Here is a 20,714-nt window from a genome sequence, read left to right as displayed (position 1 = left end):
AAGGAGGAGCGATGGCCTCCATCACCGGCGACAAGCCGTCCGCCGCGGGCGGCGCCGTCGAGCTCTCGATCGGCGGAATGACCTGCGCGTCGTGCGCCAACCGGATCGAGCGCAAGCTCAACAAGCTGGACGGTGTCACCGCGACGGTGAACTACGCCACGGAGAAGGCCAAGGTGACCTTCCCGGCCGATCTGGATCCGCATGTGCTGGTGGCGGAGGTGGAGAAGGCCGGCTACACGGCCGCGCTCCCCGAGCCGCCGAAGCCCGAACAGGGTCCCGAGGAGCCGGACGATGAACTGGCTCCGCTACGGACGCGGCTGCTGGTGTCGGTGGTGCTGGCGGTGCCGGTGATCGCGCTGGCGATGATCCCCGCGCTGCAGTTCACCTATTGGCAGTGGCTGTCGCTCACCCTGGCCGCCCCGGTCGTGGTGTATGGCGGGCTGCCGTTCCACAAGGCGGCCTGGACCAACCTGCGGCACGGCGCCGCCACCATGGACACCCTCGTGTCGCTGGGCACGATCGCCGCCTTGGGCTGGTCGCTGTGGGCCCTGTTCCTCGGTAGCGCGGGTGTGCCGGGGATGACCCACGGGTTCGACCTGACCATCACCCGCAGCGACGGCGCGGGCAACATCTACCTGGAGGCCGCCGCCGGGGTGACCGCGTTCATCCTGGCCGGGCGCTACTTCGAGGCCCGCTCCAAGCGGCGGGCGGGTGCGGCGCTGCGGGCGCTGCTGGAGCTGGGCGCCAAGGACGTCGCCGTCCTGCGCGACGGCCGCGAGGTGCGCATCCCGATCGGGGAACTGCGGGTGGGCGACCGGTTCGTGGTCCGGCCCGGAGAGAAGATCGCCACCGACGGGGTGATCGAAGAGGGCAGCTCGGCGGTCGACGCCTCGATGCTCACCGGCGAATCCGTCCCGGTCGAGGTGCGGCCCGGCGATCCGGTGACCGGCGCCACGGTCAACGCCGGGGGGCGGCTGGTGGTGCGGGCCACCCGGATCGGCGCCGACACCCAGCTCGCCCAGATGGCCCGCCTGGTCGAAGACGCCCAGACGGGCAAGGCACAGGTGCAGCGCCTGGCCGACCGCATCTCCGGGATCTTCGTCCCGATCGTCATCGCCCTGGCGGTGGCCACCTTGGGCTACTGGCTCGGCACCGGCGAAGGCGTGGGGGCGGCGTTCACCGCCGCGGTCGCCGTGCTGATCATCGCCTGCCCGTGCGCGCTGGGCCTGGCCACCCCGACCGCGTTGCTGGTCGGCACCGGCCGCGGCGCCCAGCTCGGGATCTTGATCAAGGGGCCGGAGGTGCTGGAGTCGACCCGGCGGATCGACACGATCGTGCTGGACAAGACCGGCACCGTCACCGAAGGACGGATGACCCTGGTCGAGGTCCACACCACCGCCGGGGTCACCGAGCAGGAGGTGTTGCGGCTGGCCGGGGCGCTGGAGCACGCCTCCGAGCACCCCATCGCCCAGGCCATCGCCCGGGGCGCCGCCGAACGCGTCGGCGAACTGCCCGCCCCCGAAGACTTCGCCAACGTCGAGGGCCTGGGGGTGCAGGGGATCGTCGACGGCCACGCCGTCCTCGTGGGCCGGCCCCGGCTGCTGGCCGAGTGGTCCCAGCACCTGCCCGCCGACCTCACCCACGCGCTGGAGCAGGCGCAGGCCGCCGGCCGTACGGCGGTGGCGGTCGGCTGGGACGGCCAGGCCCGCGCGGTGCTGGTGGTGGCCGACGTGGTCAAGCCCACCAGCGCCCAGGCCATCGCCGGACTGCGCGCACTCGGGCTGACCCCGGTGCTGCTGACCGGCGACAACCAGGCGGTCGCCCAGGCGGTCGCCGTCCAGGTCGGGATCGACGAGGTGATCGCCGAGGTGCTGCCCGCCGGGAAGGTCGACGTGGTCAAGCGGCTGCAGGCCGAGGGCAAGACCGTCGCGATGGTCGGCGACGGGGTCAACGACGCCGCGGCGCTCGCCCAGGCCGATCTGGGGCTGGCCATGGGCACCGGCACCGACGTGGCGATCGAGGCCGCCGACCTGACGCTGGTGCGGGGGGACCTGCGGGTGGCGGCCGACGCGATCCGGCTGTCACGGCGCACGCTGCGCACGATCAAGGGCAACTTGTTCTGGGCGTTCGCCTACAACGTCGCGGCCCTGCCGCTGGCCGCCGCGGGACTGCTGAACCCGATGATCGCCGGAGCGGCCATGGCCTTCTCCAGCGTCTTCGTCGTGAGCAACAGCCTCAGACTCCGCCGCTTCCGTTGACGCCGCTTCCGTTGACGGCATTCGAGGCCGGGTTGTCCACAGCCTGTGGACAACCCGGCCTTGGTCATTCCCGGAGCGCCGGGCCGGTGGAGTGCCGATGGCCCATACGGCGGCCGGTCTCCTCGATCACCTGCCGCAGGACCGCCGCGAGCTCCGGACGCTCCGTCAGAACGTCCTCGATCCGGGCGCGCCAGGCGCCGACCTCGGCGGACAACACGTCCTCACCTGCGGCGCGGGGGCCCTGCACCGGCTCGGCCTCCTCGCGCTGGAGGCGCACGCGGGTGCGGGCCAGGTCCCGTTCGTACGCCTGCCCGAGACGGCGTCCGAGCGTCTCGCCGAGCCACCAGTAGGCGTCGGCCGTCGCGGCCGCGACGAAGATCCTGGCGCTCTCCCAGGCCATGCGTTCCCTGTGGATGACTGCCACGCCCCTGACGGTACGTCCGTACTTTCCGGTGGGCAATGGCCCGTTTCGTCCACCGGTTCTCGCCGGGCTTTTGGTGCCTCGCCGGGCGTGGCCTGAGTTTGTCGCTACCTACGCACGGATACGAAGAGTGACGATCAAGCACGATCAGTTACAGCTGAGATGAGGAATCTTCATGCACCGCCCTATTCGTCTTATGTCCCTGGCCGCCCTGACCTGTGCGGGCGTCCTCGCCGCCGCGCCCGCCTACGCGGGCTGCGGCTGTGACGCGCCGACGGCCACCAGGCCCGCCACCGCCGCCGTGGGCCTCGGCGCCACGGCCGACGCGAACGTCGGCCTGGGACTCGGCCTCGACGTCGCCCTCGACCTGGACGTCGACCTCGGCCTCGGCCTCGGCCTCGGCGCGCAGGCCGGCACCCCCACAGCGACCCAGACCTGCGGCGAGCCCACGGTGCTGCGCCACTGCCGCTGACGGGCCGGCGTGACCCGGCCGGAGCCGGGTCACGCCACACCATAAAACCTTGTGCACGATTGGACCGTTCACGTGCAGATGGCGGGCCAGGCTCCTACAGTGGACAGATGACCGGCACCACTAGCGAGGGGCTGCCCCGCATTCTCGACGACAAGATGTGCTTCGCGCTGTACGCCGCCTCCCGCGCCGTCACCGCCCTCTATCGTCCGCTTCTCGACGAGATGGGGCTCACGTATCCGCAGTTCCTGGTCTTGCTGGTGCTGTGGGACGGCCCCGAGGAGGGCGTCACGGTCAAGGAGCTCGGCGGGGCGCTGCAACTCGACTACGGCACGATGACGCCCCTGCTCAAGCGCCTGGAGGCGAACGGCCTGCTGCGCCGGGAGCGCCGCGTGGACGACGAGCGCACGGTGCAGATCACGCTGACCGAGAAGGGCGCCGCGCTGCGGGAGCGCAGCGACGCCGTCTTCGCCTCCGTCGGTGACGCGATGGCGCTCGAACCCGGCGAGTTCGCCCGCACGCTCGCCACGCTGCGCCGCCTGACCGCCAACGTCACCACCCACGCCGACCGGCGAGGCTGAAGGCCGCTCTCACCGCTCGGCCGGCACATCCCGCGATGCCACCGGGCGTCCCAACGTCCGTTCAAGGGCGATGCGGGTCAGCCAGCCGAGGGCGGCGGTGAACAGCGGCGGCCACACGATCGGGCCGAACGAGTAGGCGACCAGCACCACGAGCGGGATCCACACGCGGTGGACGGCCTGATAGAGCACGCCGGGCGGCCGGACCCCGGCGAGCCGCGCGATGTCGGCCAGCGCGAAGAACACGAGCGCAGCGAGGGTGGTCGGCACGCCGTACTTGACGCTCTCGAAGACCGCGAACGCGCCCAGGAAGAGTGCGAGCGCCCCCCAACCGATCTTCCGCAAACCGGCCACCGCCCTTCTCCACAGGCCGCGGCCCGGCCCGCACATCCGTGATCGTACTCACAAACAGGACCCTTGGACGCTATTGCCTTGCGCACAACTTAATCGTGGTCTAGTCTCCGTACCGAGATCGCAGAACCGCAGTGGAGAGCAGAAGGAGCGCGTCATGGCGTACATCACCGTCGGCCAGGAGAACAGCACCGACATCGACCTGTACTACGAGGACCACGGCACCGGGCAGCCGATCGTGCTCATCCACGGCTACCCGCTGGACGGCCACTCGTGGGAGAAGCAGATCCCCGCCCTGCTCGACGCCGGCTATCGGGTCATCACCTACGACCGCCGCGGCTTCGGCCAGTCGAGCCAGCCCACCGTCGGCTACGACTACGACACCTTCGCGGCCGACCTGAACACGCTGCTGGAGACCCTCGACCTGCGCGACGTGATCCTCGTCGGCTTCTCCATGGGCACCGGCGAGGTCGGCCGCTACCTCGGCACGTACGGCTCGGCGCGGGTGGCCAAGGCCGCGTTCCTGGCCTCCCTCGAGCCGTTCCTGCTCAAGGCGGAGGACAACCCGGAGGGCGTCGACGGCAGCGTGTTCGAGGGCATCCTCGAAGCGGTGACCAAGGACCGCTACGCCTACTTCACCGAGTTCTACAACGCCTTCTACAACACCGACGAGAACCTCGGCACGCGCCTGAGCGAGGAGGTCGTCCGGGCCAACTGGAACACCGCCGCGGGCGCCTCCTGGTATGCCTCGTCCGCGGTCGTCCCCACCTGGACGACGGACTTCCGGGCCGACATCCCCAAGATCGACGTCCCGGCGCTCATCGTGCACGGCACCGCCGACCGCATCCTGCCCGTCGAGTCCACCGGCCGCCCGTTCCACCGGGCGCTCCCCCAGGCGGAGTACGTCGAGATCGAGGGCGCCCCGCACGGTCTGCTGTGGACCCACGCCCAGGAGGTCACCGACGCGCTCCTCGCCTTCCTGGCGAAGTGATCCCCATCGTCAGCCGAGGAGTGCGGCCAGCGCGAATCCGGCGGCCGCGGCGAGGACGCCGAGCACCAGGCTGCCGAGCGCGTTGAGCCCGGCCTCCAGCACCGAGCCCTCCTCCAGCAGCCGTACGGTCTCGAAGCCGAACGTGCTGAACGTCGTGAACGCGCCGCAGAAGCCGGTGCCGAGCAGGGTGACCATCGCGGTGGGCAGCCCGAGGTGGTCGTGGGCGCCGAACAGCAGCCCGAGCACGAACGACCCGGACAGGTTGACCGACAGCGTGCCCCAGGGGAACACGCTGTCGTGCAGGCGCTGCACCAGGCGGTCGAGGAGATAACGGGCGGGAGCGCCGACGATGCCGCCGAGGAAGACGAGCAGCAGGGTCACGACTCGGCCCGCCCCGGCTCACGCCCGACGTAGCGATAGACCTCCACGGGATCGACGACCACCAAGCCCTCGGTCACCAGTTCGTCCAGTTCCGCCAGGAACGCAGTGATCCTCTCCGGGACGTCCACGATGACGACGGCGACGGGCAGGTCCTCGCTGAGCGACAGCAGGCGGCTGGTGTGGATGATCGAGGAGGCGCCGAAGCCCTCGATGCCCCGGAACACGCTCGCCCCCGCCAGGCCCATCGCCCTCGCCCGGTGCACGATCTCGGTGTACAACGGCCGGTGCCGATATTGGTCGCTCTCGCCGATCAGGATGGTCAGCCGCTGCGCGGGGCCGTGCAGTCTCATTCGCCCCTCCTCCGGCGCCGTACGGGGAGGCCCGCCAGGGCGCGGGCGAGAACGATGCCGCCCCAGACCGCGACCAGTCCGGCGACCAGGCTGGCCGCGGCGTACGCACCGGCCACCGGCCACGCGCCGTGCGACACCCTGTCGACGATCTCCACGCTGAAGGTGGAGAACGTCGTGAATCCGCCGAGGACGCCGACCCCGAGGAACGGCCGGACGTAGCGGCTCGGCGGCCAGACGTCCAGGACGAAGACCATCAGGACCGCGATCGCGAAACAGCCGCTGACGTTGGCGAGGAACGTCCCCCAGGGAAATCCGGTGGGCGGCGCGGGGAACGCCTGGCCGACCAGATATCGGGCCACGGCGCCGGCTCCGCCGCCGACGGCGATCACCGCGAGGATGTCCCAGGTCCGGCCGCGGGCCGGGGGCGCGGCCGTGCGGAACGGGTCCGGTTCGTGCCGGAGGTCCACATCGGGGTCGACCGGCAGGTCCGCCTCGTCCCGATCGCCGCGTACGCGCCGGCTCACTCCGTCCTCCTCACCACCTGGTCTGCCGCCCGCGCTGCCGCCCGCGCTGCGGCCGGGCCCGCCGCCCGGCCTGTCCGCAGGTCCGTACGACGGTCGCCAAGGGCGAGCGGATTCCGCACGAGCGTGTCCCAGTTTAGGTGCCGGCCTGCACCGCCTTCCGGCCGCCGCGGTCGTCGCGGTCGTCGCGGTACGACGATTCGCGATCAGCACCAGATGCCCTTATTCATGAATTGCTGACGACCACAAATTTAAGGTCGGGACAGAACGGCGGACATGACTTCCGGCGGTCATCGCTTTCCGGACGTGGATCCTCACTGACCTGCTCGGATACAACTTCCGCATATCGCACTAAATTCAGCAATCATTCACAATGCGTTTCTATTGACAGCAAACCGGGACCGCCATTGACTGGTGGGATATGGGCGTGATCACGAAATCGACGCCGGTGGAAGCGTCACCGGCGCACGGTGCCGGATTCGGACTGCGCACGGCTGCGGTCACGCCTTGTTGAGCCCCGCCGGAGCCCCGGAGCAGGCCGGACCCGGCCGGTCGTGCGGCCCGCACGTCACCGTCGACCTGCGCGGATCGCCGGGCTCGGTGTCGTGGCGGCTCCCGGAGACCGGACCGGCCGCGGACGCCGTGCCCTGCGTCGTGCTGGCCGACCGTGCGGGCTGCGCCGAGTTCGCCGTCCTCCAGGACACGCTGCACCACCTCGGCGTGCCGAGCGTACGCGTCGACGCCGAGAGCGTGGCCACGCTGCGCGTCTCCGCCACGATGGCCGCTCCCACCAGGACGGACAACCCCACGGCGGACAGGTTCACGACCGACCGGCAGGGCGGGTTCGCGGCGGACGGCGCCCCGGGCGAGCGCGGTGGAGCGGCCCGAGGGAGGACGTGTGGCGTGCTCGATCTGGACGGCCGCCGGATCGCTCCGACCGTCGTCTGGGCGCGGCACTTCTCCCCCCGGGCCATGCCCGTGTCGGCGAACGCCGCGCAGACCCTCCTGCGGGCCGAGTCGTGGGACGCGTTCGTCCGCCGGCTCTGCTCGCTCGCACCGGAAAGCCTGCCCCTCAGCCGGCCCGGCAACGGGCTCGGCCGCCTGGAGCAACTGGCCGGGGCGGCGGCCGCCGGCATCCGCGTCCCCCGGACGATCGTCACCACCGACCCGGCGGAGGCCGCCGCCGCGATGCCGGGCAGCCGGGTCGTGGTCAAGGTCGTCGGGGAGCACTTCGTCGAGACCTCCCCCGGGCTCCTGACCGGGGTGCTTCCCGAGATCGTCACACGTGCGGAGGTGATGCGCCGGCCCGCCCTCGACTATCCGGTCATCGTGCAGGAACACGTCGAGCACGACGCCGAGCTGCGCGTCTATCACGTCGCCGGGGCCGTGCACGCCTACGCCGTCGCCAAGCGCGCCCCCGACTCGCCGTGGCGGGAGGAGGCCGGGGTGACGGTCACGCCGGTCGCCGCACCGCCCGCCGTCGCCGACGCCGTACGCCGGCTCGCGGGCCTGTGGGGGCTGACCTACGGCGCCTTCGACCTGCTGCTCAGCGCGGGTGAGGTGGTGTTTCTCGAGGTCAACACCGACGGCGACTGGCGCTGGTTCGAGGCGAAGGCCGGAGGGCGCGCGGTCTCCACGGCCGTCGCGCTCGCGATCAGGACGCTCCACCTGGCGGCTTTGGGGGACGCCGGACCCCCACGGCCGCCCGAACTCGTCGGCTTCCTCCTGCTGGGCACCCGGACACACGGCTCCGGCCGGTGACCGGGGTCGCCGCGCGGACCCGGACCAAGGAAATACGCCATGGGTGACGTGAGCTCGCCGCGACTGCACTGTTCTGTCCTCGGCTCGCTGGAGGTCCGCGTCGCGGGCCGCAGGGCCGTCATCGGCGCTCCGAAACAACGGCTCCTGCTGGCGACACTCCTGTGCCACGCGAACGCGGTCATCCCGTCGGACCAGCTGGTCGACGCGTTGTGGGGCGAGACGCCGCCGCGTACGGCCCGCAAGAACCTGCAGGTGTACGTGTCCGCGCTCCGCAAGATCGTGGGCGACCGGATCAGCTTCCAGGGCTGGGGCTACCGCATCAGCACAGATCGTGAGGAGCTCGACCTGCTGCGCTTCCTGGAGCTGGGCAGGTCGGGGCGGGCCGCCGTACGGCGAGGGGACCCGGCCACCGCCGCCGCGCTGCTGGGCGACGCCGTCCGCATGTGGCGGGAACGGCCGCTTGAGGAGTTCTGCCATGTCCCGCTCGTGGCCGCCGAGGTGAGCCGGTTCACCGAGCTCTACCTGTCGATCTACGAGGACTGGGTCGAGCTGGAGATCGAGCTGGGCCGCTGCGTCGAGGCCCTCGGCTCCCTCGACATCGTCGCCGCGCGGTTCCCCGCGCGCGAGCGGATCGCCGCGGCCAGGATGGCCGCGCTGTCGCGGTGCGGGCGGGCCGCCGAGGCCCTGGGCCACTTCGAGAGCCTGCGCCGGCATCTCGCCGCCGAGGTGGGCATCGATCCCAGCCCGATGATCAGGCAGCTCTACCAGGGCATCCTCCGGGGTGACGGGCCCCCGCCCGCGCGTCTTCCCGGCCTGGCCGGCGTCGCCCGCCCCCGGCCCGTACGCGCCCTGGCGAACCGGCTCCCCCGGGACATCGACGACTTCGTCGGCCGGGAGGCGGAGGTGCGGCGCGTCCTGGACGAGCCCGCGGCCGTCACGGTGATCACGGGCGGGCTCGGCGCCGGGAAGACCGCCCTCGCGGTGCACGTCGCGCACCTGCTGGCCCCCCGCTATCCGGACGGCGCCGTGGTGATCCCGCTGCGCCGCCAGGGCGTCCCCCGGCCGGCCGCGGACGTCCAGCGGGAGATCCTGGAGGGCGTCGGGCTGGAGGTCGCCGGGGTGCGCGAGGACGACGTGCTGGCCTCCGTCTGGCGGTCGTGGCTCGCCGACCGGAAGGTCCTGCTCGTCCTCGACGACTCGCCGGACGAGTCGAGCGTCCGCATGCTGCTTCCCGGCACGACGTCGAGCAGGGTGCTGGTGACGAGCCGGAGCAGGCTCAGCGGGCTGGAGTCGGTGGACAGGATCTGTCTGGAGGACCTGTCCACGAGCGAGGGCGTCGAGTTCCTGGGCCGGTTGGCCGGCCGCGACCGGGTGGCCCGGGACCTGCCCGCCGTTCTGCGGATCTTCCGCAGGTGCGGGCTGTCGCCCCTGGTCCTGCGCCTGCTCGGGGGCCGCCTCGCCGGGCTGCGGCACCTGCCGATCTGCCTGCTGGCGGACCGGCTGGAGCGGGCCGAGAACGTGCTGGACGAGTTCGTCGCGGGGGACGTGTCGCTGCGCGCGCGGTTCGAGGAGTCGTACGCCCACCCGTCGTGGCCGCACCGCGCCGCGTTCCTCGCCCTGGGCGCGCTCGACGGCCCGGTCTTCGGGCACGAGGAGCTCGTCGCGGCGCTGGACGGCACGGAAGGGCCGGGCGAGCGGGTCATCGAGTCGCTGCTGGAGGCCGGCGTCCTGTCGATCCCGCCGATCGAGTCCGCCGCCGAGGTCGTCGCCGAGGTCGTCGCCGAGGTCGTCGCCCACTCCCTGGCGTACGCGATGTCGCCGCTCGCCCACCGGTTCGCGGCCGAGCTCGCCCGGAACGGCAACCGCTGAGCGCTCGCGGTATGGGGCCGGTGTGCGGCCGACCTGGGCCGGTATGGCGGCCGTATGGCGGCGGCATGGCGTGGCCATACCGGCCCCGAACCCTCCGTCCTTACCGTTGGCGGCGTACCCCTGTGGCCGACAGGTCCCGCACGACCAGGAGGTTGCCGATGAACAGCCGCGAGGTTCAGGGCGGGCCGGCGCCGTTCGACCCGTTGACGGCCCTGCGCGAGGCCGGCCACCCGGTCGACCTGCTCAACGAGCGGCAGCGGCAGGTGTTCGCCGAGCTGAGCAGGCCGGAGGTCGAGCTGCTCAACTCGATCAAGACCCGCCTGGACGCGGCGGCCGGCGAGGTCGAAGGACAGGAGCTCAAGCTCGTATGAGCCCCGGGGCGGCCCGCCCTGCGCGCCGGAACGTCGTCGTCGTCTTCATCGACCTGGTCGGCTCGACGGAGCTCGCCGAACGGCTGGATCCCGAGCTCCTCCGGGACGTACTCGACCGCTACTACCAGGCGTGCACCTCGGGCATCAGGGAGCACGGCGGCGTGGTGGAGAAGTACATCGGAGACGCCATCATGGCCGCCTTCGGCATCCCCGCCGGCCGCGAGGACGACGCGCTCCGGGCGGTGCGCGCCGCGCACGCCGCGCTGCAACGGGTGCGCGCGCTGAGCGAGGACCTCGCCCCCACGCACGGCATCCGGCTCGACGTGCACTGCGGCGTGAGCGCCGGGGAGGCGGTGGTCATCGCCACTCCGGGAGCCGACCTGCGCGTCATCGGCGACACCGTCAACACCGCCGCCCGCCTGCAGTCGGCCGCGGGCGTCGGCGAGATCCTCGTGGGGGACGAGGTCGCGCGCATGGTCCGCGCCCAGGCGCGGCTCGAACCCGTCCCGCCGCTCACGCTGAAGGGCAAGAGCAACCCCGTGCGGGCCTGGCGGGTGACCTCGCTGGAGCCGGACACCGGCCACGACGACGACCGGATCCCGCTCGTCGGCCGCGCCGATGAGATCGGGCGGCTGCGCGCGGCCTACCGGGAGGCGGTGCGGGACCGCCGGTGCCGCCTGGTGACCGTGCTCGGCGTGCCGGGCATCGGCAAGTCGCGGCTCGTGCGCGACTTCGTCCACGAGCTGCCCGCCGGGGCCACCGTGATCACCGGCCGGTGCCGCTCGTACGGCGTGGGGATCACCTTCCGCCCCATCGTGGAGATGATCGAGTCTCTCGGCGACGACTGGCGGGAGATCCAGCCGTCGCTGGAGACGTCGAGCAGCGCCACCCTGCGCGGCCTCGCGACCGCCGACGCCTCGCGGGCGCCCCGCACCGGTGAGGACGCGGGCGTCGAGGAGATCTCGCGGGCGGTGCGCGCACTGTTCGAGGCGCTGGCCCGGCGCGGCCCGCTGGTGGCGGTCTGGGAGGACCTGCACTGGTCGGAGCCGACCCTGCTCGACCTGATCGACGACCTCGCGGCGTGGCTCGCCGACGTGCCCGTCCTGGTCGTACGGGTGGCCAGGCCCGAGCTGCTGGAGGCGCGGCCCGCCTGGGGGGACGACACCGACCGCGCCGCCGCGTTCGAGCTGGCGGCGCTCGACGCCGCGCAGATGGAACGGCTGGTCGCCGAGCTGGCGGCACACCGGCTGCCCGATGCCGAGGTGGTCGCCCACGACCTGGCCGCCGGCCCGGCCCTGTGCCGGCGGGTCGCGCGGAGCTCCGACGGCAACCCGCTGTTCGCCGAGCTGCTGCTGGAGACGCTGGCCGAGGAGGGGGAGGACGCCCCGCTGCCGCCCACCATCCAGGCGTTGCTCGGGGCGCGCCTCGACCTGCTCGACGAGGGGGAGCGCGACGTGCTCGAACGCGCCGCGACGATCGGGCAGGTCTTCACCCGCGACCAGCTCGGCGTGCTCTGCGCGTCGGAGCCCCAGGCCCGGCTCGACGTCGACGAGCTGCTCGGGCGCCTGATCCGTACGCGCATGATCCGGCGGGGGGAGACGCCGGGGTCGTTCCGCTTCACCCAGACGCTCACTCGCGACACGGTCTATGCCATGACCCGCAAGGACCTGCGGGCGACCTGGCATCTGGCCCTCGCCGACCGGATCTCCGACCGGATCTCCGAGCGCATCGACGAGCGCACCGCTGTCACCGGGGCGTCCCCGGCCGATTCGCGCCATGCCGTTTCGTCCCATGCCGTTCCGTCCCGGGTCGTTTCGTCCCTGGCCGGTGAGGAGAGCTCGCACGGCGACCTGGCCCATCACCTGGAGACCGCCTGCCTGCTCAAGCGCGAGGTGCGGCCGGACGACCCGCTGCTGCCCGCGCTCACCGAGCGGGCCGCCCGCGCCCTGGTGCACGAGGGCACACAGGCGCTGCACCGCAAGGACCTGCCCGCCGCCATCGGCCTGCTGGAGCGGGGACGCGACCTGCTGCCGGCCGGCCACGCCGACCACCGGGTGCTGGCGGTGCGCATCTGCGACGCCGGGCTGGCCCGAGGCGAGGCCGACCGGCCGTACGCCGCGCTGGACGTGGCCGAGCGGAAGCTGCCGGACGACCGGCGCAACCGGCTCGTCTGCGCCGTCCAGCGCGAGATCCTGGCGGTGCGCTTCGGCGTGCGGCCCGCGTCGGCCGAGCCGTTCCGCGGCCTGCTGGCCGCCGACCCCGGCGACGACCTCGGCTGGTGCCGTTTCCATCACCTTGAGGCGCTGGTGCGCATCGGCGAGGGCCGGTTCGGGGCGGCCGAGGCGGCGCTGCGCGACGCCCTGGCCCGGGCCCGCTCCCTCGGTGACAGATATGAGGAGAACCGCCTGCTCAGCGGCCTCTGCGAGCTGGCGCAGTGGTCCCCCACGCCGCTGGCCGAGGGGCTGAGCCTGTGCGTCGGCGTGTCGGCCAGGTTCCGCGCCGACCGGGCGATGCTGCTGCCCGTCCTGGTCACCGAGGCGCGGCTGCTCGCGCTGGCGGGCTACGTCACCGCCGCCAGGGCCGTGCTCGACAAGGCCGACGGGCACGCCCGCGACCTCCACCTCGACCTGGCGGCGACCGCGGTGCTCCAGGTGCGCGGGCTGGTCGAGTCGCTCGTCGACCGGCACGCCGAGGCGGAGGCGCTGTTCCGCAGGGCGGCGGCGGACCTGCATCGGGCGGGCCAGTCCGAGCCGGCCAGGACGCTGGAGCTCTACGCCGTGCGCGAGCTGCTCCGGCAGGGGCGTCACCCCGAGGGCGCGCGGGAGCTCGACCGGGTGCGGGCCGCGGGCGGACAGCCGCAGGCCCGCGGCGAGCTCACCCTTCTCGCGCTGAGCGCCCGGGTCGCGGCCCTCCACGGCGACCACGGCGCGTCGGGCGCGCTCGCCGCCAGGGCGGAGGAGCTGCTGGTCCGCACCGACGATCCCTGCCTGCGCGGGGACGTGCTGGCCGACCTGGCGGTGGCGCACCACGCGGCCGGGCGCACCGAGGCGGCGGATCTCGCCGCCGCCCGTGCCTTGGGCGACTACGCGGCCAAGGGCGCGGAGCTGCCCGCCCGGCGCGTACGCCATTGGATCGAGACGCACAGGATCGAGACGCATCGGAGAGAGACGCATCGGATCGAGGAGGAGAGGTGACCGTGACGCAGCCCCCGTGGCGCCGGGAGCGGCGTGAGCACTTCCCCGGCGTGCCGGCCTGGAGCCTGGCGACCTCCCGGCTGGCCCCGGAGGAGTTCGGCGTGAGCCGCCTGGAGGACGTCACCAGGGAGTGGGCCTGGGGTGGAGACGATGCGGGTGAAAACAGCACGGGTGGAGACGGCGCGGGCGTGCGCGTCTGCGTGCTCGACACCGGCGTGGACGGCGGCCATCCGCGGGTCGGCGGCCTGGAGCGGTCGCTGGTGGTCGCCGACGACCGCGACCTGACGGTCGTCGACTGCGACCCGGTGGACCACGTGGGGCACGGCACCGCGTGCGCGGGGATCATCCGCTCGATCGCCCCGGCCGTCTCTCTGACCTCCGTGCGGGTGCTGACCGACGGGCGCTCCGGCAGCGGCGCCGCCCTCCTGGCCGGGCTGCGCTGGGCCGTCGAGGAGGGGTTCGATCTCGTCAACCTCAGCCTGTCCACCACGAGAAGCCAGTATCTGCCCGAGCTGCACGAGCTGGCCGACCGCGCCTACTTCCGGCGCTGCCTGCTGGTGGCCTCGGCTCACAACATGCCGGTGGTCAGCTTCCCCTGGACCTTTTCTTCGGTCATCTCGGTGGCCAGCCACGACGAGCCCGACCCGATGACCTACTACTACAACCCCGCGCCGCCGGCCGAGTTCCTCGCCCGGGGCGTACGGGTGCCGGTGGCCTGGCGTCGGGGCCGGGAGATCCGCAGCACCGGCAACAGCTTCGCCGCGCCGCACATCACCGGGATCTGTGCGCTCATCCTCAGCAGGCACCGGTGGATGACCCCCTTCCAGCTCAAGTCCGTGCTCTATCTGGCCGCCAGCAACGTCGTCGCATCCCAGGGAGGCGCGCATGTCCGTGCATGAACGGCGCTCCGACAGCGAAATCACCGAGCGCAGGCTGTTGCAGTCCACGGTCGAGGTCGCCCGGCACGTCTTCGCCTCGGCCGCGGCGTCGGTCTTCCTGGTGGACCAGGAGACCGGCGACCTGGTCTTCGAGGCCGTGTCGGGCGCGGGGGAGCGGCACCTGGTCGGCACGCGCTTCCCAGCCGGCACGGGCATCGCGGGCTGGGTCGCGGCGAGCGGCCAGCCGATGATCGCCGACGAGGTGGGCGCCGTGCCGCAGTTCGCCCACGACGCCGCCGAGTCCACCGGCTATGTCCCGCGCAGCATCATGGCGGCGCCGGTCATCCGCCAGGAGAGCTGTATCGGCGTGCTGGAGGTGCTCGACAGGTCCGCCGACTGGCGGGGAGACCTCGCCGACGTGGACCTCCTCGCCATGCTCGCCGCCCAGGCCGCGTACGGCCTGGAGCTCCTGCTGCGGCTGCGGCGGGCCGAGACGGAGCTCCCGGCCGCGCCCGGCGGCGACGACGTCCACGTGCTGCTGCAGCGGATCTCCGCCCGGGTGCCGCGCGACGGCGGGGCCGCCGACCCGACCGCCCTGAAGCTCCTCGCCGTGGCCGAGGAGCTGCTGCACTAGCCGCGTCTCCCCTGACGGTGTCCCCCTGGCGTGGCTTGGCCGAGTCTGGGACCACGGCGGAGATTGCCGACGCGGTCGAAGGCGGTATGAGCCAGGACGAAAGCCACGATCGTCAGGGGGAGCAGCCGCCCATGGAGATGCCCGTAGTCAACCATTGCGAGGCCACCTCGTGCGCGTACAACCGCGACGCGATGTGCCACGCCGCCGCCATCACCGTCGGGGACGTGTCCCACGCGCACTGCGACACGTTCTTCACGGCACCGACGCCAGGAGGCGACCAGCAGACCGTGGGCCGGGTGGGCGCCTGCAAGATATCCGACTGCCAGCACAACGTGTCGCTGGAGTGCCAGGCGCCCGGCATCGACATCGGCTACTCCCTGGACGAGGCCGACTGCCTCACGTACGCGCCCGCCTGACGTCTTCGCCCGCAAGACGAATCGGAGCGAAGCGGGCGATGGGGTTGACCAGCTCGCCGGCCATCTGCAGCGCGGCCGACGGGTCGGTCAGGTCCACCATCTGCCGGTTGTCGCGCAGTTGCAGGCGGTTGAGGCACGACAGGGCGAACGTCTGCGCGAACAGGTCGTAGCGCCGGAACCGGTCCGCGAGGTGCGGGACCGACCGCTGATAGGCCGTCGCGCACTCGGCGACGGTCCGCCAGAAGGCGTCCTCGCCGAGCACGCCGTCCGTGGCGAGCACGGCGTTGAGGAAGCGCAGGAAGCAGTCGAAGACGTCGGTGAAGATCGACAGCAGCCGGTGCTCCTCGGGCACCTCGGCGCGGATCCGCCGGACCTCGGGCGGCAGGTCCGCGTGCGGGTCCATCACCACGATCTCCTCGGCGATGTCCTTGAAGATCACCCGTTCGACCGCGCCGCCGTCCAGGACCAGGATGACGTTCTCGCCGTGCGGCATGAACGCCAGGTCGTACGCGTAGAAGGCGTGCAGCAGCGGCACGAGATAGGCGTCGAGGTAGCGTCGCAGCCACACCTCGGGGGCGAGGCCCGACTGCTCGATCAGCGCCGCCGCGAACGACCGGCCGTCCTGATCGGTGTGGAGCAGGGAGGCCATGGTGGCCAGGCGGCGGCCCGGCTCCAGGCCCGCGACCGGGCTCTCCCGCCACAGCGCCGCCAGCATCTTCCGATAGGGCGAGTAGCGGTCGGTGGCCGCCTCGAACCGGCGGTTGCGATAGCCGACGGCCGCCCGCTCGCGGATGATCGTCAGGCGGGTCGCGCGGAGGACCTCGTCGCCTGCGATCAGGCCGGCGAGCCAGTCGTTGATCGCCGGCGTGCCCTCCATGTAGGCCGCCGACAGGCCGCGGACGAAGCCCATGTTCAGCACCGACAGGGCCGTCTTCACGTAGTGCCTGGACGGCTCGCTCGCGTTGAAGAACGTGCGCACCGACTGCTGCGCGAGGTGCTCGTCGTCGCCGGGGCCCAGGCAGACCAGCCGCCGCTCGGCGACCTCCGCCGCGAACGTCACCGAGATCCGGTTCCACCACTGCCAGGGGTGCACCGGCACGAGCAGGTAGTCGGCCATGTCGAGCCCCAGACCGGCCAGCGTGCCCGCGAAGCGGGCCAGGACCTCCTCGCCCAGCTCGCCTCGCATGAACCGTTCGTAGTCGATGTCGCGCGAGCAGGTGAACGTGGTGTGGTCGCGGTGGGCGGCCAGCCAGATCAGCCGTACGGGCGCGGCGGCCTCGGGCGCGTAACGGTGGTGGTCGTCGATGCCGTAGCCGATCCGGCCGCTGTTGGCCACGAAGCACGGATGGCCCTCGGTCATGGCGGCCTCGATCTCCTGGAAGCCGGCCTTCGCCAGCTCGGCCGCGCCGACCGGTGGCCGGCCAAGCTTGTACGCGAGGCTCGCCAGCGTGGAGGTGATCTCCTCCAGGTAGACCGGGAGGATCTCGTCGCTCAGCCCGAGCGGGCCGCGCATCTCGGTGACGAACTGCAGCGCGTCGAACGGCAGGGGCTCGCCGGAGGGCCCCTGGCGGGTGACCTCGCCGATGTGCCAGTGGTCGAGGGACATGACCGAGGCGGTGAAGCGATACTCCACCCCGCCCGGCCCGCGCACGACGTACCGCCCGTCGCCGAGCGGGCGCGGGGTGAGCAGCCGCTCGTGGGAGAACTCGGCGAGCGCCTTGCGCACCAGCCGCCGGTTGGCCTTCTCCCAGGTGGCGGGGGTGAGGTGCGCGACCGCCACTATTGGGTCTTCTGCTCCCAGGGCGTGGTGGGCCGCCAGGGGATTGACCGCTGACGAGTTCACGCGTGCGCCTCCCGGGTGGCCGCGAGGAACCGCTCCCGGGTGCAGACGCTCAGCAGGGCGTCCTTCTCCGGCTTGGCCACGGTGCCGGCGACCTCGAAGCCGACGGCCGCGTTGAGCGCGTGCACCGCCGTGTTGCGCACGTCGGGCTCGACCACCACCCGCCGGGTCGCGGGATCGGCGAACAGCAGCTCCATGACCGTGGTGATCACTGCGAGGGTGAAGCCGTGGATCGGGGTCTCGGCGGGCGCGCACAGGAAGTGCATGCCGACGTCGCCCTCCTCGGCGTCGTAGAGCCCGGCCAGCTCGACCCGGGCGGGGTCGTAGCGCTCGGCCAGGAAGGCCGGGCGGCCGTTGACCAGCCCGAGGTACGCGTCGCGGTGCGGGTGCTCGACGATCTCGCGATACTCCTTCTCCACGCGGGCGACGTCGGCGTCCCGCATCATCCAGAACACGGCCTTGGGGTGGGTGACCCACGCGTGCACGGTCCCGGCGTCGGCCTCCGGGTCGAGGCGGCGTACGGCGAGCTCGCCGACCCGCTCGTCGGTGCGGCGGAACACGATGTCACTCATGCGACCACGCCCTCGGGCGCGCCGAACTCCTGGAAGGCGATCGTCTTCTCGACGGGGTAGTGCTCCCGGCCGAGGATCTGGGCGATGATCCACGAGTTGCGATAGGGGCCCATGCCGAGGTCGGGCGAGGTCACGCTGTGGGCGTGGGTGGCGCCGTTCTGCAGGAAGATCCCGCGCCCTGTGACGTCGACGCTGTAGTTCCTGGCCACGTCGAACCGGCCGTGCCGGTCCCACCGGATCCGGTCGCGTACGGGGTCGAGGAAGGCGGGAGGCTCGTAGCGATAGCCGGTGGCCAGCACGAGCCCCTGGGTGACGAGCGTGAAGCCGCGCTCCTGCTCCACGTGGCGCAGCCCGAGCGTGTATTCGCCCCGGCCCGCGTCGTAGGCGGCCTCGCGCAGCTCGGTGCAGGTCAGCAGCCGGGTGGGGATCGGACCGCCGGCGGTCTTGGCGTACAGCAGGTCGAAGATCTCGTTGATCAGCGCCGCGTCGATGCCCTTGTAGAGGCCCTTCTGCTCGGCTTCGAGGCGATACCGGGTGTCCTCGGACAGCGCGTGGAAGTAGTCCACGTACTCCGGCGAGGTCATCTCCAGGGTCAGCTTGGTGTATTCGAGCGGGAAGAACCGCGGCGACCTGGTCACCCACGTGAGCCGATAGCCCCGCGTGTCGACGTCGGCCAGCAGGTCGCGGTAGATCTCCGCGGCGCTCTGCCCGCTGCCGACGATCGTGATGCTCTCCTTCGCCTGCAGCGCGGCCCTGGCGTCGAGATAGCCGGCGTTGTGCACGAGATCGCCGCCGAGGCCGCGGCAGGCTTCCGGCACGTACGGCGGGGTGCCGGTGCCGAGCACGAGATGCGGGGCCCTGTGCTCGGTCTCGGCGCCGCCGTCGGTGACCGCGCGTACGACGTAGTGCCCGCCGGCCTCGTCGTACGTCACCGAGGTCACCCGGTGGCCGAAGCGGACACTGCGCAGCCGTGCGGCGGCCCATCGGCAGTAGGCGTCGTATTCGGCGCGGAGCGCGTAGAAGCTCTCGCGGATGTAGAAGGGATAGAGCCTGCCGGTCTCCTTCAGGTAGTTGAGGAAGGAGTAGGGCGAGGTCGGGTCGGCCAGCGTGACGAGGTCGGCGATGAACGGCGTCTGCAGCGTCACGCCGTCGAGCATCATCCCGGGGTGCCAGGCGAAGCCGGGCCGCGCCTCCAGGAACACGCCGTCGAGCTCGGCGATGGGCTCGGCCAGGCAGGCCAGGCCCAGGTTGAACGGCCCCAGCCCGATCGCGACGAAGTCATGAGCAGACATGCGTCACCTCCGGGGAGCCGGCGAGCGGGGCGAGGTCGTCCACGTATCGCTGGGCGTGTCCGGCGAGGAGGTCGAGGACGTGTGCGACGTCGTCCAGCGTGGTCTCCGGGTTGAGCAGGGTGAACTTCAGGTAGTGGCGGCCGCCGACCGTGGTGCCCGCGACGACGGCCTCGCCGGAGGCGGCCAGCGCCTCCCGGGCGTACAGGTTGGCGTCGTCGGCGAGCTTGCGGCCGAGGCCTCCGTGCTGCGGGCCGTCGGGCGGCAGATAGCGGAAGACCAGCGTGCTCAGCGGCGACCGCGTGACGACCTCGAACCGCGGGTCCGCCGCGACCAGGTCGTACGCCTCCGCCGCGCGGTCCACGACCTCGTCGAACAACTCCCCGACCGCGTCCGGGCCCATGACCCGCAGCGTCAGCCAGAGCTTGAGCGCATCGAAGCGGCGGGTGGTCTGCAGGCTCTTGTCCACCTGGTTGGGGATGCCCCGCTCGGCCATCCGCCGGGGGTTGAGGTAGTCGGCGTGGTGGGCCGCGTGCCGCAGCGCCGCGCCGTCGCGCACCAGCACGGCGCTGGAGCTGACCGGCTGGAAGAAGGACTTGTGGAAGTCGACGGTGACCGAGTCGGCCCGCTCGATCCCGTCGAGCAGGCGCCGCCGTCTGCGGGAGACCAGCAGCCCGCAGCCGTAGGCCGCGTCCACGTGCAGCCACACCCCGGCGGCCTCGCACAGCGCGGCGATCTCCGGCAGGGGGTCGATCGAGCCGAAGTCGGTGGTGCCCGCGGTGGCCACGACGGCCATGACCACCTGCCCGGCGCGGTGGCAGCGGTCGAGCTCGCGGGCGAGCGCGGCCGGCCGCATCCGCCGTTCGCCGTCGGTCTCCACGGTGACGACGGCGCCGGGCCCGAGGCCGAGCAGCTTCGCCGCCTTGCGCACGCTGAAGTGCCCCGCCTCGGAGGTGATCACGCGCAGCCGCGCCGGTGCGGCCTCCGTACGGGCCTCCTCGCGGGCGAGCAGCAGGGCGTGGAGGTTCGACTGCGTGCCGCCACTGGTGAAGACGCCGTCGGCGGCGGGGCCGAAGCCGATCCGGCCGGCCGTCCACTCGATCAGGCGGCGCTCGATGAGCGTGCCGCCCGCGCTCTGGTCCCAGGTGTCGAGTGAGGAGTTCACCGCCGACAGCACCGCCTCTCCCAGCAGCGCCGGGATCACCACCGGGCAGTTGAGGTGGGCCAGATAGCGGGGGTGGTGGAAATAGACGGCGTCGCGCAGATAGACCCGTTCGAGCTCGTCGAGGGCGGCGGCGTGATCGTGCAGCGGCCGTTCGAGGTCGATCGCGGCGATCTCCGGCGCGAGCCGTTCCGGGGACACGCCGCTGAACGGGCGGTCGGCGCGCCGGATCCGGCCGGCCACCCGCGCGGTCGCCTCGGCCATCGCCCGCCGGTATCCCTCCACCGTTCGGTCGCTGAACAGGTGCGGCCGCGCGGCCCCGGCATGGGGAGAGGTCATTGTCATCCTTACCGTGAAGAAGTTAGGTTAGGCGAACCTAACTTTTGGGAGTCGACACGTGTCCCCGGA

The 20,714-nt window shown here is 72.3% G+C and carries 20 protein-coding genes; 11 read left to right on the top strand and 9 right to left on the bottom strand.

The window, feature by feature from the left end:
* The first annotated feature begins 11 nt into the window (after positions 1 to 11).
* Positions 12 to 2,258 carry a heavy metal translocating P-type ATPase gene (locus tag FLX08_RS14945; protein WP_142619431.1) on the top strand — a complete coding sequence of 749 codons (2,247 nt, stop codon included), beginning with the start codon at positions 12 to 14 and terminating at the stop codon, positions 2,256 to 2,258.
* Positions 2,259 to 2,322: 64 nt separating this feature from the next.
* Here the strand turns inward: FLX08_RS14945 and FLX08_RS14940 are convergent, their stop codons facing one another.
* Complete coding sequence (locus FLX08_RS14940; protein ID WP_142619430.1) at positions 2,323 to 2,682, bottom strand: hypothetical protein; 360 nt, start codon at positions 2,680 to 2,682, stop codon at positions 2,323 to 2,325.
* A 172-nt stretch (positions 2,683 to 2,854) separates the two neighbouring features.
* On the opposite strand from FLX08_RS14940, the gene FLX08_RS14935 reads away from it, so the two are divergent.
* Both FLX08_RS14935 and FLX08_RS14930 read left to right on the top strand, forming a co-directional pair.
* The gene (locus FLX08_RS14935; RefSeq protein WP_208761457.1) at positions 2,855 to 3,151 is read left to right on the top strand and encodes a hypothetical protein; all 297 of its coding nucleotides are present in this window, start codon (positions 2,855 to 2,857) and stop codon (positions 3,149 to 3,151) included.
* Positions 3,152 to 3,258: 107 nt separating this feature from the next.
* On the top strand, positions 3,259 to 3,729 hold the full coding sequence (locus FLX08_RS14930) for a MarR family winged helix-turn-helix transcriptional regulator (protein WP_142619428.1): 471 nt from the start codon (positions 3,259 to 3,261) through the stop codon (positions 3,727 to 3,729).
* Between the two features lie 9 nt (positions 3,730 to 3,738).
* Here FLX08_RS14930 and FLX08_RS14925 read toward each other — a convergent pair whose 3' ends face one another.
* Entirely contained in the window at positions 3,739 to 4,080 is a 342-nt protein-coding gene (locus FLX08_RS14925) for a hypothetical protein (protein ID WP_208761456.1), read from the bottom strand.
* Between the two features lie 154 nt (positions 4,081 to 4,234).
* On the opposite strand from FLX08_RS14925, the gene FLX08_RS14920 reads away from it, so the two are divergent.
* A complete protein-coding gene (locus FLX08_RS14920; protein ID WP_142619426.1) occupies positions 4,235 to 5,068 on the top strand; it encodes an alpha/beta fold hydrolase in 834 nt (277 codons plus the stop codon).
* A 9-nt stretch (positions 5,069 to 5,077) separates the two neighbouring features.
* Here the strand turns inward: FLX08_RS14920 and crcB (FLX08_RS14915) are convergent, their stop codons facing one another.
* The 3 genes from crcB (FLX08_RS14915) to crcB (FLX08_RS14905) are packed head-to-tail and all read right to left on the bottom strand — an operon-like array spanning position 5,078 to position 6,323.
* Complete coding sequence (crcB, locus tag FLX08_RS14915; protein ID WP_142619425.1) at positions 5,078 to 5,449, bottom strand: fluoride efflux transporter CrcB; 372 nt, start codon at positions 5,447 to 5,449, stop codon at positions 5,078 to 5,080.
* Positions 5,446 to 5,799: a DUF190 domain-containing protein gene (locus FLX08_RS14910; RefSeq protein WP_142619424.1), complete on the bottom strand. Its 354-nt coding sequence runs from the start codon at positions 5,797 to 5,799 to the stop codon at positions 5,446 to 5,448. Before FLX08_RS14910 ends, crcB (FLX08_RS14915) begins: the two co-directional genes overlap by 4 nt.
* The gene (crcB, locus tag FLX08_RS14905; protein WP_244312649.1) at positions 5,796 to 6,323 is read right to left on the bottom strand and encodes a fluoride efflux transporter CrcB; all 528 of its coding nucleotides are present in this window, start codon (positions 6,321 to 6,323) and stop codon (positions 5,796 to 5,798) included. The genes FLX08_RS14910 and crcB (FLX08_RS14905) overlap by 4 nt, the downstream gene beginning before the upstream one ends.
* Before the next feature lie 504 nt (positions 6,324 to 6,827).
* Between crcB (FLX08_RS14905) and FLX08_RS14900 the strand changes: the two genes are divergently transcribed.
* The 7 genes from FLX08_RS14900 to FLX08_RS14875 all read left to right on the top strand — a co-directional run bounded on the left by FLX08_RS14900 (position 6,828) and on the right by FLX08_RS14875 (position 15,443).
* On the top strand, positions 6,828 to 8,081 hold the full coding sequence (locus tag FLX08_RS14900; RefSeq protein WP_142619423.1) for an ATP-grasp domain-containing protein: 1,254 nt from the start codon (positions 6,828 to 6,830) through the stop codon (positions 8,079 to 8,081).
* A gap of 39 nt (positions 8,082 to 8,120) precedes the next feature.
* The gene (locus FLX08_RS14895; RefSeq protein WP_142619422.1) at positions 8,121 to 9,950 is read left to right on the top strand and encodes an AfsR/SARP family transcriptional regulator; all 1,830 of its coding nucleotides are present in this window, start codon (positions 8,121 to 8,123) and stop codon (positions 9,948 to 9,950) included.
* Positions 9,951 to 10,108: 158 nt separating this feature from the next.
* Positions 10,109 to 10,321: an aroma-sacti cluster domain-containing protein gene (locus FLX08_RS40620; RefSeq protein ID WP_036409041.1), complete on the top strand. Its 213-nt coding sequence runs from the start codon at positions 10,109 to 10,111 to the stop codon at positions 10,319 to 10,321.
* Positions 10,318 to 13,515 (top strand): AAA family ATPase, encoded by a 3,198-nt coding sequence (locus FLX08_RS14890; RefSeq protein ID WP_167530421.1) that lies wholly within the window; start codon positions 10,318 to 10,320, stop codon positions 13,513 to 13,515. Before FLX08_RS40620 ends, FLX08_RS14890 begins: the two co-directional genes overlap by 4 nt.
* Positions 13,512 to 14,414 carry a S8 family peptidase gene (locus tag FLX08_RS14885; RefSeq protein WP_244312648.1) on the top strand — a complete coding sequence of 301 codons (903 nt, stop codon included), beginning with the start codon at positions 13,512 to 13,514 and terminating at the stop codon, positions 14,412 to 14,414. Before FLX08_RS14890 ends, FLX08_RS14885 begins: the two co-directional genes overlap by 4 nt.
* On the top strand, positions 14,401 to 15,027 hold the full coding sequence (locus FLX08_RS14880; RefSeq protein ID WP_142619420.1) for a GAF domain-containing protein: 627 nt from the start codon (positions 14,401 to 14,403) through the stop codon (positions 15,025 to 15,027). Before FLX08_RS14885 ends, FLX08_RS14880 begins: the two co-directional genes overlap by 14 nt.
* A gap of 131 nt (positions 15,028 to 15,158) precedes the next feature.
* Positions 15,159 to 15,443: a DUF1540 domain-containing protein gene (locus FLX08_RS14875; protein ID WP_142619419.1), complete on the top strand. Its 285-nt coding sequence runs from the start codon at positions 15,159 to 15,161 to the stop codon at positions 15,441 to 15,443.
* Here the strand turns inward: FLX08_RS14875 and FLX08_RS14870 are convergent.
* The 4 genes from FLX08_RS14870 to FLX08_RS14855 are packed head-to-tail and all read right to left on the bottom strand — an operon-like array spanning position 15,424 to position 20,645.
* Positions 15,424 to 17,286, bottom strand: coding sequence for an IucA/IucC family protein (locus tag FLX08_RS14870; RefSeq protein WP_280117103.1), 1,863 nt, complete (start codon positions 17,284 to 17,286; stop codon positions 15,424 to 15,426). The genes FLX08_RS14875 and FLX08_RS14870 overlap by 20 nt on opposite strands.
* The gene (locus FLX08_RS14865) at positions 17,283 to 17,855 is read right to left on the bottom strand and encodes a GNAT family N-acetyltransferase (RefSeq protein ID WP_142619418.1); all 573 of its coding nucleotides are present in this window, start codon (positions 17,853 to 17,855) and stop codon (positions 17,283 to 17,285) included. The genes FLX08_RS14870 and FLX08_RS14865 overlap by 4 nt, the downstream gene beginning before the upstream one ends.
* On the bottom strand, positions 17,852 to 19,147 hold the full coding sequence (locus tag FLX08_RS14860; RefSeq protein ID WP_142619417.1) for a lysine N(6)-hydroxylase/L-ornithine N(5)-oxygenase family protein: 1,296 nt from the start codon (positions 19,145 to 19,147) through the stop codon (positions 17,852 to 17,854). The genes FLX08_RS14865 and FLX08_RS14860 overlap by 4 nt, the downstream gene beginning before the upstream one ends.
* Positions 19,134 to 20,645 carry a pyridoxal phosphate-dependent decarboxylase family protein gene (locus FLX08_RS14855; RefSeq protein WP_142619416.1) on the bottom strand — a complete coding sequence of 504 codons (1,512 nt, stop codon included), beginning with the start codon at positions 20,643 to 20,645 and terminating at the stop codon, positions 19,134 to 19,136. The genes FLX08_RS14860 and FLX08_RS14855 overlap by 14 nt, the downstream gene beginning before the upstream one ends.
* Positions 20,646 to 20,714 lie beyond the last annotated feature (69 nt).

It is taken from the genome of Microbispora hainanensis (assembly GCF_006874475.1).
Classification (GTDB): Bacteria; Actinomycetota; Actinomycetes; order Streptosporangiales; family Streptosporangiaceae; genus Microbispora; species Microbispora hainanensis.
Note: the sequence above shows the minus strand (reverse complement) of the source record. Positions and strands in the feature narration are given on the sequence as shown.

Excerpts from the sequence above, each read along its gene's own strand:
- FLX08_RS14945 (WP_142619431.1), top strand. The coding sequence starts at position 12 with ATGGCCTCCATCACCGGCGACAAGCCGTCCGCCGCGGGCGGCGCCGTC.
- FLX08_RS14935 (WP_208761457.1), top strand. The coding sequence starts at position 2,855 with ATGCACCGCCCTATTCGTCTTATGTCCCTGGCCGCCCTGACCTGTGCG.
- FLX08_RS14930 (WP_142619428.1), top strand. The coding sequence starts at position 3,259 with ATGACCGGCACCACTAGCGAGGGGCTGCCCCGCATTCTCGACGACAAG.
- FLX08_RS14920 (WP_142619426.1), top strand. The coding sequence starts at position 4,235 with ATGGCGTACATCACCGTCGGCCAGGAGAACAGCACCGACATCGACCTG.
- FLX08_RS14910 (WP_142619424.1), bottom strand. The coding sequence starts at position 5,799 with ATGAGACTGCACGGCCCCGCGCAGCGGCTGACCATCCTGATCGGCGAG.
- FLX08_RS14895 (WP_142619422.1), top strand. The coding sequence starts at position 8,121 with ATGGGTGACGTGAGCTCGCCGCGACTGCACTGTTCTGTCCTCGGCTCG.
- FLX08_RS40620 (WP_036409041.1), top strand. The coding sequence starts at position 10,109 with ATGAACAGCCGCGAGGTTCAGGGCGGGCCGGCGCCGTTCGACCCGTTG.
- FLX08_RS14890 (WP_167530421.1), top strand. The coding sequence starts at position 10,318 with ATGAGCCCCGGGGCGGCCCGCCCTGCGCGCCGGAACGTCGTCGTCGTC.
- FLX08_RS14880 (WP_142619420.1), top strand. The coding sequence starts at position 14,401 with ATGTCCGTGCATGAACGGCGCTCCGACAGCGAAATCACCGAGCGCAGG.
- FLX08_RS14875 (WP_142619419.1), top strand. The coding sequence starts at position 15,159 with ATGGAGATGCCCGTAGTCAACCATTGCGAGGCCACCTCGTGCGCGTAC.
- FLX08_RS14865 (WP_142619418.1), bottom strand. The coding sequence starts at position 17,855 with ATGAGTGACATCGTGTTCCGCCGCACCGACGAGCGGGTCGGCGAGCTC.
- FLX08_RS14860 (WP_142619417.1), bottom strand. The coding sequence starts at position 19,147 with ATGTCTGCTCATGACTTCGTCGCGATCGGGCTGGGGCCGTTCAACCTG.
- FLX08_RS14855 (WP_142619416.1), bottom strand. The coding sequence starts at position 20,645 with ATGACCTCTCCCCATGCCGGGGCCGCGCGGCCGCACCTGTTCAGCGAC.